The sequence below is a fragment of the Sporomusa sp. KB1 genome (assembly GCF_007830295.1).
Taxonomy (GTDB): Bacteria; Bacillota; Negativicutes; order Sporomusales; family Sporomusaceae; genus Sporomusa.
On sequence record NZ_VLKC01000002.1, the window covers coordinates 2,090,122 to 2,102,698 of the forward strand.

The following is a 12,577-nucleotide window of genomic DNA, read 5'->3' on the forward strand; positions in this document are numbered from 1 at the left end:
AGGTTTAATAACGAAGGCATAATGCGTGAAAAAGGTTTTATTGAATGACTTGTGATGGAAAATGGTTTTGCAGCCTGTAATATCGACAAAATTATACTTCTGAGAGACGACAAAATTGCTATACTATCTAAGTCATGATGTAAAAAAGCACTAAATAATAATAAAAAGTCCGAAGCCGGTTGATGAGGCTTCGGACTTTTTATTCATTGATGGATATTGGTAATAGTGCTGTTGACAAAAATTAAAATTGGATGATATAGTATATTAACAATACTTTTAATAAGTATTGTTAATATACTATATAAAATGTGGAGGGGTACGACATGCTTCCCATAGTAAATAACACAATGAGAGTAAAGCAGGTCAATGTTGAACTTGTTAAAACTGCTTTGAAGGCTTTGAAATTTGGGACTAAATCAACGATAGCCAATGCCACAGGGTTAAGTGTAGCAACCTGCGGCAACATTCTAAATGAGTTATTAGAACGCGGCGAGGTTATAGAAACTGATTTAGAGCAGTCTAGCGGCGGTCGTCCGGCACGACGTTTTATGTATAACGCAAATTATTCTTACATTGCTTGTATCTATGTGAGTAATGAAGGAGGAATCTATAGAACAGTTTATGCTGTTGCCAATTTAACCGGTGAGATTATTGCGAAAAATTCGTCGGAAGTAGAACTCATTAACTATGAAGCTATAGATAACCTACTTGAGGATCTGACTGGCAAATACGAAAATATCAAGGCTGTTGGCATTGGTATACCAGGGATTGTGCATAAAGGCCTAATTGGTGCCGGTGATATTGAAGAGTTGGTAAATATTCCATTGGCTGCCCGGTTAAAAGCTAAATATAACCTGCACATTACAGTTGAGAATGATGTGAACTTAACCGCCTATGGTTTCTACCAAAAACAACATTATGAGGAAGATAAAACGGTTGCGGTTGTCATGTTTCCAGAGGGTAACTGTTCAGGTGCAGGGATCATTGTCGACGGGCGTATTATCAGGGGCAATACAAACTTTGCGGGCGAAGTGTCCTATTTGCCCTTGGATTATTCACGGGAAGAGCAAATCAAGCAAACCAAAAATCCGGATGTTTTCTTCCTCTTAATGGTGAAAACAATTGCATCTATCATCGCCGTTATTAATCCGGCAATCATCGTAGTAACAGGAGGCTTAATCCGGTTAGATATGATGGCGGGCATTACCAATTCCTGCGAAGTAATCATACCCCAGGAACATATGCCACAGATCATTATTAAAGAAAATATGCAGGAAGATTATATCAATGGCTTGATTTCGATTACTTTAGAAAGTATGGCTTGTGATGTTCAATTGATAGAAAAAAGGCTGTAAAATATTCTAATAAAATGAGGGTTAGGTGTTTTAATTCATATGATGGGTAGGCGGTTTACATGAATAAAGTGAGTGAGAACAAAAGTAGATTTGAATTGCCATTAGATGAATGTCCGGCATCTAAGCATCCAGTACCAGGGCTTTGGGAACAAATTTCCACAAGGGTAGCTTTTTTTATTGGCGGATTTGCGATTTCAGCATGGGCTCCTCTGGTTCCCTACGCAAAAGAGCGCCTTGGGGTCGATGAGGCTGCTTTAGGTCTTCTTTTACTGTGCCTGGGGGCCGGAGCGATTAGTACCATGCCTTTTGCCGGTACGATGGCAGCGCGTTTTGGATGCCGCCGGATGATTTGGTTTGCCAGTTTGTTCATATGTATTTCTTTCCCCTTTCTTGCTACGACAGCAAGCCTTCCCGTAGCCGTGATTGCCTTGCTGATTTTTGGTGCCGCAGTTGGTATGGTCGATGTAGTGATTAATATCCAGGCCGTGATTGTCGAGAAAGCTAGTGGCCGAGCCATGATGTCTGGATTTCATGGGCTGTGGAGTCTTGGCGGTTTCATTGGGGCAGGCAGTATGAGTGGCCTTCTTGGAACAGGCGCATCACCACTAGTGGCAGTGTTATGTGTCATAGTGACAATTGTAGGACTTTTGTTGATTTTTGGAAGATACTTGCTGCCCTACGGGAGTGATGAAGAACATGGATCATTGTTTATTCTTCCTAAGGGAATTGTCCTTTTCATCGGATTTTTATGTTTCATAGTCTATCTGGCAGAAGGATCCATGTTGGACTGGAGCGCCGTATTTTTAACTTCGCTGCGTGGGGTTGATTTTTCTTACGCAGGACTCGGTTATTCATTATTTTCAGTTGCGATGATGATGGGCAGGCTAAATGGTGATCATATTGTTTTTAAATTTGGCGGCAAGAAGATTGTTCTTTTTGGAGGAATCTGCGCGGCGGCAGGGGTTGCTATTGCCATATTCATTCCTAACTGGGCTGTATCCTTCATTGGCTTTGGGCTGGTCGGGTTGGGTGCTTCTAATATTGTGCCGGTACTGTATTCCGCATTGGGGCGTCAGAAAGTCATGCCGACAAATCTGGCAGTATCGGCTGTCAGTACGCTTGGCTATTCTGGCATTTTAGCAGGACCTGCACTTATCGGTTTTATTGCCCATACACTGAGTCTTTCCTTTGCCTTTTTTGTTGTAGCTGTAATGCTGCTGGTTGTGGCAGTCAGTTCTCGTGTTGCAGCTGAAGTATAAATGACTGTAAAGTATTGTAATTTGAAAATGGTGAGTATTAACGGAATTTTTTAATTGCTGGATGAAGGAGGAGCAATGGGGCATATCAATGATACGCAGAACAGTCCTGTATCTGCTTATCTCTTGCGGCTATAAGTTATCCAAAAAACTACATATTGGCAGGAATTTCACCGCCTGTGCGGAATAAGTAAAAAAAACCAAAGGAGAAAGTAATTTGGCAAACAATGCACCAATCAAGCCTGTCAATCTTGTTTACGGTGTCGATGATCGGCCACCGGTTCTTATCACCCTGATACTTGCACTTCAACACATTATGCAGATGTCCGCCTCACTGATTTTTCCCGTGCTGGTGGTAAAGGCAGCAAACGGCTCGCAGGCGGAAATGCAGAGCCTGGTAAGCTTATCAATGATCGCCGGCGGCGTGGGAACCATCCTGCAAGCTTTGAAGAAAGGCCCTGTGGGATCCGGTTATCTTGCTCCCGAAGGCGGTAGCGAGCCATTTCTGCCTGCGGCAATATTGGCGTTAAAAACGGGAGGCTATCCCCTGCTGTTCGGGATGACCATCGTCGCCGGCTTATTTGAAGCCCTGTTGTCACGAATAATGCACCGGCTACGGACGGTGTTCCCACCAGAGGTGGCCGGTGTTGTCGTATTTATGGTCGGAGTCGCTATTATCCCTATTGATGTCACCCTGTTTTTTGGTGCCGACACTGCGTCTTCCACCATGGATCCCTCTAGCCTCATTGTCGCTGTCATCACCTTCGCGGCGATGGTGGGAACAAGCATCTGGGGTAAAGGGAGCTTGCGGCAGTATTGTATGCTTATCGGTATCATCATCGGCTATTTTTGTTCCTACATATTTGGTCTGTTTACGCCTGCTGATTTTGAGCAACTAAGCAGCGCCGCCATAATAGCGTTGCCTTATATGGGACATATTGGCTGGTCTTTTGATATGGCATTACTTGTCCCGTTTCTGATTGCCGGACTCTGTGCAGCGCTTAAGTGCGTGGGCGATATCACCACCTGTCAGAAAATAAATGATGCCGAATGGAAGCGGCCGGATATGAATACAATTAGTGGGGGCATGCTGGCAGAAGCAACAAAAACAGTGTTCGGCGGCTTAATTGGCGGCATGGCACACACTACTTGTTCGTCCAACATCGGACTTTCTTTGGCCACCGGGGCCACCAGCCGTGTGATTGCCTATGTTGCCGGCGGAATTTACATTTTGCTGGCATTTCTTCCCCAATTGTCGGTAGTGTTTTCGATTATGCCCAAACCTGTCATGGGGGCAACTGGGATATTTTGCGTGACCTTCATGCTGTTGTCAGGAATTCAGATTTTTACATCCCGTATGATCGATACCCGAAAAACAATTCTTATCGGTTCCGCCGTTATCTTCGGGATGAGCGTGGACATGCTGCCGGGATTCTACAGCAATGTTCACCCGATCCTACAGCCTGTGGTTAATTCTTCGCTAACATTAGCAACAGTAACCGTTCTCCTCCTGAATCTGATTTTCCGCCTCGGCATAGCCAAGCAGGAAAAGATTGAAATCCTGCCAGGGGAAGATAATTATAAAAAGATAGTCGATTTTATGGAGATTCAAGGTGGATTATGGGGTGCCCGCAGGGATGTTGTCTACCGCGCGGCTTCAGCCATGAATGAATTTATGGAATCTGTGGTAACGCTGGAACTAACTGCTGAAAAAGTACTAATGGAGGTCAGTTTTGACGAATTCAACCTGGACGTAAATATCCATTACCAGGGAGTACTAATGGAATTTCCCGCTTCGCGCCCGACTGAGGAAGAATTACTGCATGACGAAAAGGCCTTCATCAAGCTTTCCGGTTTTTTGATGCGTAATTATGCCGACCGGATTAAAACCGATATCAATAAAGGCACTTGCCATATCCATTTCCACTTTGATCACTAGTGCAAATAACCTGTCATGCGCCACGAAGGCGATGGTTGCGAGCAACAAGTTTTAACTTACAAGGGACGGTGTAAGTTTCTTAATAGAAAACCAATTTTTTTCCTTCATACACTTGCAATTTATGTAAAAAGATACTACTATTAGTAATAGGTGGAAATTAAAAAGTAAAGTCGCCGTGTCCCATAGGTGTTGCAGCACCTATGGGCACGAGCAGGTGCCAACACACCTACACGTAACAGCGAACTGCCCACGACGACAATCTTATTATACCCGGTTGCTAGCTGAATTACAAGTTTTGACAATTGGGATGTAATGATTGGCGTGAAAGACAGATGGCTGTGCGACTGCATGCAATATTCGATGGTATCATATCTTGATACAGGTTTGGCAGGACACGCTGACGGGTTCTGTTATTTAGGTTGCTGCCTGTATCTTGATGTTGTTGCAAAGATCGATTTGGATCGCATGTGTAGGGTAGAAATAATCCTGCATATGTGATCCTTTTTAATTTCCTCCTGTAAAATTCCCATTCATGGGAGATTACAGGAGGGCATAGAAGCCTCCAGATAAAACAAGGAGGAGTGGGTTTAACTGACTTATGAATATCAGATACCTGGATTTTAAGAAGCAAGAGACTGCGCTATATAATGAAATTTGGCAACTATCTGAAGAATTTGATCGGCTGGATAAAGAGGGAAAAGATACAACGGACACTGTCCAGAGAATTGGGGAGGTATTGGAAAAATTTATATTATTCAGGCAGCAGGGAGGCAAAGACCCGCTAGTTAAAGTCAACCCCTAAACCATAGGTGGACAGTAGGGACACTTCTCTTTTGACAACTTTATCGAGAAAACAAGGGAAAGTCCCGGACATGAGACAGGGGGCGGTGGCATTGTTAGTTATTGACATAACCATCGTTCCTTGTCTCATTTTAGTTACTACTCCTTAAGAAAACGGTCCGGTTCAGTATAGCTAATCCAGTTAATTCAGGACCCATGCCATTTATTTTGTCTAACTTTGCAATGCTAAGGGGGGAATCGCTTACATTCACCTTTAAAAAATGGCGTAAGAGTAGTATGATGGACATGCCTATATTTTACCTTTAGTTTAGAGGGACTAATAAAAAATATATTACCAAGGGAGAGAATCCAATTGAAAAAACGATTTGTTCTTTGTCTACTGCTGATTTTCTGTTTAGCAATTCCAGTTTGTAGTGCGAATACTAGCTGGAAAGTTCTCCAGCCGTTTGGCTGGAATACAGATCCTGACGGACATACATGGTTTAATAACGGAATTAATTTAATTATGCCTATTGGCACGCCGATTCCCGCACCACTACCGGGAACCGTTATCGCCATGGAAACTGATCCGGACGGTTATGGATACTATATTGTGCTAGATCACGGCGCCGGTAAACAGACAATCTATGGTCACATTTTGCAAAGTAGCTTTAGCCTTCACAAGATTGGCGACGCATTTAATAAAGGAGATACGATTGCGTTTTCTGGAAACGAAGGGAATTCAAGCACGCCACACTTACATGTAGGTTATTCTGAAACCAATGATCCGTATAAGAACGGTTGTATTGACCCCATGCCGCTGTTGATTGCTGCTGGCTGGGATATACAGAACGAAAAAGAAAAAACGGTAGCTCCTTCAAACTGAGAAACAACGTAAATCCAGGGATAGCTACGTTTTCATTATTTTATTAGTCCTGGTTTACCTTACACCCTGTACGATAAAAATAGGCCCATAGCAGAAGAGTCCTGCATTTTGTGGAAAAACAGTGAGCTTGTTTCAGCATAGCTGAAACATTGGCGGGGTCAGGTCGTCTACCCCACCTGACCAAACGCCGCCTGCAGAGGCGGGAGTCTTAACTCGCCGCAAAAGATAAAATAGCAACCGTACCATTGGTAATGGCGAAAAATAGAGAGAATTTCTGTCACGTGTGTGGATTTGGCAGGAATTCTCTCTATTTGTAAGGAATGGAATAGTAATTTAGGTCAACCAGCAGGACGATTCTATTGTTTCTTGCGGAAGGAATGGATTTGCCGATGACAAGTAAGTTTGAGAATAAAAGGATTACCTGGTTTTTAATCGTTACGGTGTTAGTAGCTTGGATGATAACGATACCGGATCAAGCGGCTGGGCAGACAGGGAATAGGTACCGTGGTCCGGAAGTACAGTTCTTAGAAGAAAAATACTCCATTTGCTTTGGGAGTGTGATTAATAACGGCGAGTTTATTTCTGCATTGGCAAAAGTGTTGAATTTAGACTATACTGAGCAGTCCGGCCGGATTGATGGCATTGCGCCAAACTCAAAGTATTTCAAAGCGGCGAATGCTTTGTATAATGACGGTGTACTGACAGAGAGCAAACTGGATGCGGATAGTCGTCTGACTGGTATTAATGCAGTGGCTTTGGCCGTACGGGCAGCTGGCTTAAAAGAAGTTGCTGCAACTTATAACCGCCATAAGACTGATGTGGCGATTAGCAAACTGGGGTTGTCGGGCAGTAAGCTGCAACCATCTTTGCTGAACGAGTTAGCAGTTGCGATTGATAGCGAGTTGCTGCCACAGTCTTGTTACAAAAATATCCATCTAAATGAAGCGGTTACACCAGAGCTAGCTGCTGTGCTGTTAACTAAGGTATTAGCTTTTCACGGCGAATATTTACCGGCAAACTATCTTGGGTATATCACAGATGAGGATATATACGGCAAAGTGTATACGACCTGGAAAAATGCAAAGTTGATTAAGGATGAGAAGTTGCTGGAAGTTGTAGACCGGGGTGTGACGCAAGGTCTGATAAATGGTTACAACCTTCGAGATAAGGATAATGCACACCGGTTTGATGAGTGTCGTACTATCCGCTATGGTCATAGCAGTATTAAGCATGCATTGCAGCTGATTGCGCTATTAAAGAGTGAAGGATTAAATGCCAAAGTACAGTTCGAACCAAAAACTTCAGCCTACATCTATTTGAAAGAATGGGGAAAACCAAGCATTACGCCTGATTTTACAGTGACAGAGTTTGCTAACGGCATTTACGTTGCTTATGCTAAAGAATACGATATCTCTTTTGAATTTCAGACGCTCGAACAGAAACAGGCTTTTCAAACCATTATTTTTAAGTACGCCAAGAAAGACCGTGAAAATCAGCCGGGCTTACTTTATGACGCATGGTGGCAGCCTCTGTATACATCAGTAACACCCATTAGCGGTTATCAAACAGTTACAGATCATATTATTACTGACGGTCATTACGAAATTCATACATTTTCTTTGGAGGAAAAGTCGGTTGCTGTACTATCAGGATTACTGGCTATTAGGCCTGATATGCAAGTTGCCCAAAAAACAGTTTGGGTGGATAATCCTTTCTATCAATATTTACTGGGAGGGTATAGATAAACGGATTGATTTGTCATCTTCTTTAGCTTTCCCCGGTATTAACCATATTGGGTGGTCTTTGAACGTAGATTTGCTAGTACGGTTTTTACTTGTGGCATTTTGCTCCAGCATAAAAACGGTGGGTAATATAACGGCTTTCAAAAGGTGAATGATGCTAATTGGATCAGACCGGACATGAATACAATCGGCGGCGGTTTACTGGCTGAAGGCCTCGGGACAATGATTAGCGGCTTATGTGGAACAATGGGGCAAACAACCAGTTCTAGCAGTATGGGGTTATCCATCGCAACCGGAGCCCTCAGCCGCTTTTGAGTTAGTTGTATTGAACTTAGAAGTGTTAGTTAGATACACGCCAATTATAACCGTAATTCCTCCAAGTAATAGGAAGCCTGTAATAGTTTCGTTTAACAGCCATATGCCGGCTAATAAAGCAAACAACGGGCTTATATAATAGAAGGACGCAGTTCGAACGACACCTATTTTTTCAATTCCGCGGTACCATGTATAGTAGGCGTAGACGGAGCATAGTGCCGCCAAATATACTACTGCAGCAATTGTTGGCAGTGTGATACTTGAGAGTTGTTCAATTGCGGATGTTGGATTTAGGGGATTGGGGATCAGAATAATAGGCAAAAGCATAAGTGCTCCGAAAATATTCATATAGGCAACTGCTGAAAAAGGAGAATATTTGCTCATGATCTTTTTCCCGTATAAAGTAAAGATTGCCCAAACGATAGCATTAAGGAGCATTAACATGTCGCCTAGTAGTGTTTCAGACATAAATAATGAAAACAGTTTTCCTCTGCTTATAACGATTGTAACTCCTAAAAAGGCGAGCAATATTCCGCCAATGGCTTTGTGGTTAGCTTTTTCTTGGCCAATGAAGATACCTGCTATCGTTGTCCAGACTGGGCTTGTCGCTAATAATAAAGAAGCATTAATAGAAGTTGTATAAAGAAGTCCAGTATACTGAATATAAAAATAAGACGTTATCGCGAGAAAACCCATTATAGCAAGCTGTGGTATATCTTCTTGATAAATGTGTGATTTTTTCACTGCCAAAATTGAACCAAATATGATTGCGGCGGCTATAAAACGAAATCCTGCTAAATTTAATGGACTAAGTTCATGTAAGGCGATTTTAGAGGCGGCAAATGACGTTCCCCATAAAAAAGTCACGCAGATCAGAGAAAAGTAAATCGCCATATCTTTATTTTTTAACATAATAATTCCTCCGCTCTATCCTTATTGTGAAAAGTTTTGTGTATTCTTGCCACAAAAAGATGGTATCATATATATATATTATCTGTAAAATTGATAATTTAGATAGAGATAATCTGTTTTTTTGATAAGGATGGAAGCGGAAATGGAATTTAGACAATTACAGGCCTTTTTGACAGTAGCTAATACTGCTAATTTTTCACGGGCGGCTAAGCTATTGGGGTATGCACAGTCAAGTATTACTACCCAGATTCAGCTTTTGGAACAGGAATTAGGTACCAAATTATTTGATCGTTTAGGTAAACGTGTTGTGCTGACAGATCAAGGACAATGTTTTTTCACCTATGTGAAGCAAATTTTATTCCTTGCCGATGAAGCTAAGGAAGCTGTCTCTAGTTCAACAACCCTAAAAGGTAGCATTACCATTGGAGCACCAGAGTCCTTATGTGCTACTCGCCTGCCGATGGTACTGCAGGAATATGGCAAACGTTATCCGCTGGTGAAAATGGTATTGAAAATCGGTTCCTATGATGACTTCCTTTTTTGGCTCAAGAATAATTCAATTGATGTAGCGCTTTTTTTTCAGCGAGAAACGGTTCATCCAAACTTAATTACTTTTACTTTAATCGCGGAACCCATAATAGCTGTTTCCAAAAGAGGGCATCCTTTAATTCAAAAAGGCGGGCTTGAGCCAATTGATTTAAGAGATGAAATGGTAATTTTAGCTGAGCCTGGCTGTAGTTATCGTATTATTTTAGAAAACATACTGTCTGCTGCCAATGTATATCTTGAAACGGTTTTGGAAATTGGCAGTATAGAGGCTATGAAACAGTGCGCTATAAGTGGACTTGGTATTACTTTTTTGCCACGAGTTGCGGTAGAAAAAGAATTAGAATCTGGCCAGTTGGTGGATTTGCATTGGATAGGAGAAGAATTTAACACAGTTATTCAGTTAGGCTATCATAAAGATAAATGGTTATCACCAGTACTTAGGGCTTTTCTGAGTGTAACAAAAGAAATTTTGGGATCTGAGTGAGGGCATATGTATATAGGTCGATAGACATTGACATTCCATATCACGTGAAATAAAATTTACCTAACAACTGGTCGTTATGGAGGAAAAGCATGAGTGGTCAAACTAAGTTAAAAATTAAAAAAAATGCGCTTATTTTATTTGCCAACAATGGCTATGAAGCAACAAGCATGGAAAAAATTGCATCCGCAGTTGGAATTAAGAAATCATCTCTGTATGCATTTATTACAAGTAAAGAAGCACTCTTTTGGGAAATTTACGAAGAGCTTGAGCACCAATACCATAATTATATGGAACAGGTTTTGGACGATTCAAAAAATATGTTACCTCCGGCAAGACTTCATTATCTGTTTAAACAGTATCTAATGAGTTCGCAGAGTCCTTCTCAACAAGAAGCGCCGGTAGTGCAGGCTTTTTGGATTCGTGCCATGTTTTTTCCTCCGGTTGACCTTAAAGACAGATTGCTAATGCGGGCACTGAACCGTGAAATGAAGCTTGGGGAGCGATACATGGAAATTATTCAGGATGGTATCAAGCAAGGATTGATCCGAAAAGACTCACCGGAAGAAATTCTGCTTTCTTATTATAGTTTAAGGCAGGGACTCTATTCTCTCATGAATGTATTTATGCATGAACTGACAGATGAGCAAAAATTAGATAAAATTGATAAGGTCTGGCATAATTACTGGCAGGGGATAGAAGGCAAATAGCAGGTAGGGCTCCGGAAGTTACCGGCGTCTTTTTTTTTACAAAAAAACATAGAATATGTTATATGTTTTTTTGTCATGCATAGTAATTTAGTTGTTGACTTTCATTTTAACTTAGGATAATATTTACCTAACGAACGGTCGTTGATGTAAAACTTTTATTAGGAGGCAATCATGAGTAACCGTGATATAAAAGTATCTAAAACTGGGCAAGGAACTTGCCTTATGCGGGCAACTTCTTATTATGAACAAGATCCATGCTATAAAAGTGATGATTATATCGCCTCATTATTTCTGCCATTATTTCTTACTATGATGCTTAAATATAATTTTTTGCGGACTATTTTAAAGAAATCTCTCTTTAAAGTTCCAGGTATATACGAGTATGTAATTTCACGGACCAAATTTATTGACGAGATAGTTAAGAACTTTGATGAAAATATTGAGCAGGTGCTGATATTTGGGGCTGGCTTTGATTCCCGTACCATTCGGTTCAAAAATGAGTTAAGAAATGCTAACGTGTTTGAGCTTGATGCTCCGGCAACCCAGCAGGCCAAGTTAAAAATAGTTATGGAAAAGAAGATCGAAATTCCCGCAAATGTGACGTTTGTTTCGCTTGATTTTACGAAAGAATGTATACTTGAAAAATTAGAAGAAGCCGGATTCCAGAAAAACCGTAGATGCCTTTTCCTATTAGAGGGCTTAACATATTATTTAAATCACGAGGCTATTGATAGCATCTTTAATCTTATGAGCGCCTATTCTGAGAAAAACAGTTTGCTTATTTTTGATTATGCAATTGGGTCTGCCGGTAAAGAAGAACAATTTTGTGCTGACAGTAAAACAAAAAAACAATATCAAGCCCTTATCAAGGCAGGCGAGAGGCCAGGGTTTATGATTGATGGGTCCATACAAGATTTTTTAGTCAATTATAAATTTGATTTGATCCAGGAACTGACTTCTAATCAGTTGGCAAATATATATTTTAATAAAGAGGGCTTTGAGTTGGCTGCTCAAAATTTTAAAATCGTAAAAGCAATAAAGAAGTAGAAGATAAGAACCCTTAGGGTGTGCAGCAAATTGGTAGTGCTCGTTGGTGTAAAATTACTATATAACATTTTTAATAAATGAATAGTTTTTGATATAACGGCACATAGTATACAAAGGCTTCTAAAATCATTGATGGAGGTGGCTGTATATGGGAAAGGTTATGTCGGAAGAAACAAAGTATAAATTAGCTCATGATCTTGGTTTTGGCGAGAAGGTCGAAGACCATGATTGGTCGGATGTAACTACCGGTGAAGTCGGTTCCATGGTTAGAGAAGCCATAAAGCGTGGCGAGCAGGCAATGGCGGAAGAAGCTAAAGCGAATGGTGTAGCACATCAGAATGCAGAATAAATAAAAAAAGATGACCCGAAGTTCTCACTAGAGCTTCGGGTCATCTTTTCTAAATTTTGTAAAATAATTAAAAGGCAGCAACTACCCATCTGCGGGATGGTCTTTGTATACCTATTCAGATGCTTGAAATGTAAAGCTCATCTTAAAGCCTATGCTAAATGCATAGGCTAATTTCATTATTTCTTTACGTTCCGCAATCTTTTTTCTCCTTCGTTCAGTTAAATATTAGTGCGCAAAAATGTGTTAAAAAATTCAT

At 41.1% G+C, this 12,577-nt stretch carries 13 protein-coding genes; 12 read left to right on the plus strand and 1 reads right to left on the minus strand.

All coding sequences use genetic code 11. The features are described 5' to 3' along the window. Positions 1 to 323: 323 nt before the first annotated feature. The 8 genes from SALPA_RS13325 to SALPA_RS13355 all read left to right on the plus strand — a co-directional run bounded on the left by SALPA_RS13325 (position 324) and on the right by SALPA_RS13355 (position 8,273). Positions 324 to 1,355 (plus strand): ROK family protein, encoded by a 1,032-nt coding sequence (locus tag SALPA_RS13325; protein WP_145094762.1) that lies wholly within the window; start codon positions 324 to 326, stop codon positions 1,353 to 1,355. A gap of 59 nt (positions 1,356 to 1,414) precedes the next feature. After that, complete coding sequence (locus tag SALPA_RS13330; RefSeq protein WP_145094765.1) at positions 1,415 to 2,614, plus strand: MFS transporter; 1,200 nt, start codon at positions 1,415 to 1,417, stop codon at positions 2,612 to 2,614. Positions 2,615 to 2,828: 214 nt separating this feature from the next. Beyond that, the gene (locus tag SALPA_RS13335; protein ID WP_145094768.1) at positions 2,829 to 4,550 is read left to right on the plus strand and encodes a uracil-xanthine permease family protein; all 1,722 of its coding nucleotides are present in this window, start codon (positions 2,829 to 2,831) and stop codon (positions 4,548 to 4,550) included. A gap of 312 nt (positions 4,551 to 4,862) precedes the next feature. Next, positions 4,863 to 5,048, plus strand: coding sequence for a hypothetical protein (locus tag SALPA_RS30395; protein ID WP_222427983.1), 186 nt, complete (start codon positions 4,863 to 4,865; stop codon positions 5,046 to 5,048). 100 nt (positions 5,049 to 5,148) lie between these two features. Then, complete coding sequence (locus tag SALPA_RS13340) at positions 5,149 to 5,352, plus strand: hypothetical protein (RefSeq protein ID WP_145094770.1); 204 nt, start codon at positions 5,149 to 5,151, stop codon at positions 5,350 to 5,352. Positions 5,353 to 5,703: 351 nt separating this feature from the next. Further along, positions 5,704 to 6,216: a M23 family metallopeptidase gene (locus SALPA_RS13345; RefSeq protein ID WP_145094773.1), complete on the plus strand. Its 513-nt coding sequence runs from the start codon at positions 5,704 to 5,706 to the stop codon at positions 6,214 to 6,216. Positions 6,217 to 6,575: 359 nt separating this feature from the next. Next, entirely contained in the window at positions 6,576 to 7,961 is a 1,386-nt protein-coding gene (locus tag SALPA_RS13350; RefSeq protein WP_145094776.1) for a hypothetical protein, read from the plus strand. 144 nt (positions 7,962 to 8,105) lie between these two features. Then, positions 8,106 to 8,273, plus strand: coding sequence for a solute carrier family 23 protein (locus tag SALPA_RS13355; protein ID WP_222427984.1), 168 nt, complete (start codon positions 8,106 to 8,108; stop codon positions 8,271 to 8,273). Here SALPA_RS13355 and SALPA_RS13360 read toward each other — a convergent pair. Continuing rightward, positions 8,238 to 9,185, minus strand: a complete 948-nt coding sequence (locus SALPA_RS13360) for a DMT family transporter (protein ID WP_145094783.1) — start codon at positions 9,183 to 9,185, stop codon at positions 8,238 to 8,240. The two genes, SALPA_RS13355 and SALPA_RS13360, sit on opposite strands and share 36 nt — an antisense overlap. Positions 9,186 to 9,327: 142 nt before the next feature. Between SALPA_RS13360 and SALPA_RS13365 the strand changes: the two genes are divergently transcribed. The 4 genes from SALPA_RS13365 (at position 9,328) to SALPA_RS13380 (ending at position 12,321) form a co-directional block, all read left to right on the plus strand. Further along, positions 9,328 to 10,218 carry a LysR family transcriptional regulator gene (locus SALPA_RS13365; protein WP_145094785.1) on the plus strand — a complete coding sequence of 297 codons (891 nt, stop codon included), beginning with the start codon at positions 9,328 to 9,330 and terminating at the stop codon, positions 10,216 to 10,218. 89 nt (positions 10,219 to 10,307) lie between these two features. Beyond that, positions 10,308 to 10,925 (plus strand): TetR/AcrR family transcriptional regulator, encoded by a 618-nt coding sequence (locus SALPA_RS13370; RefSeq protein WP_145094788.1) that lies wholly within the window; start codon positions 10,308 to 10,310, stop codon positions 10,923 to 10,925. A 171-nt stretch (positions 10,926 to 11,096) separates the two neighbouring features. Continuing rightward, entirely contained in the window at positions 11,097 to 11,972 is an 876-nt protein-coding gene (locus SALPA_RS13375) for an SAM-dependent methyltransferase (protein ID WP_145094791.1), read from the plus strand. Between the two features lie 148 nt (positions 11,973 to 12,120). Then, entirely contained in the window at positions 12,121 to 12,321 is a 201-nt protein-coding gene (locus tag SALPA_RS13380) for a small, acid-soluble spore protein, alpha/beta type (protein WP_145094794.1), read from the plus strand. Positions 12,322 to 12,577: the final 256 nt, after the last annotated feature.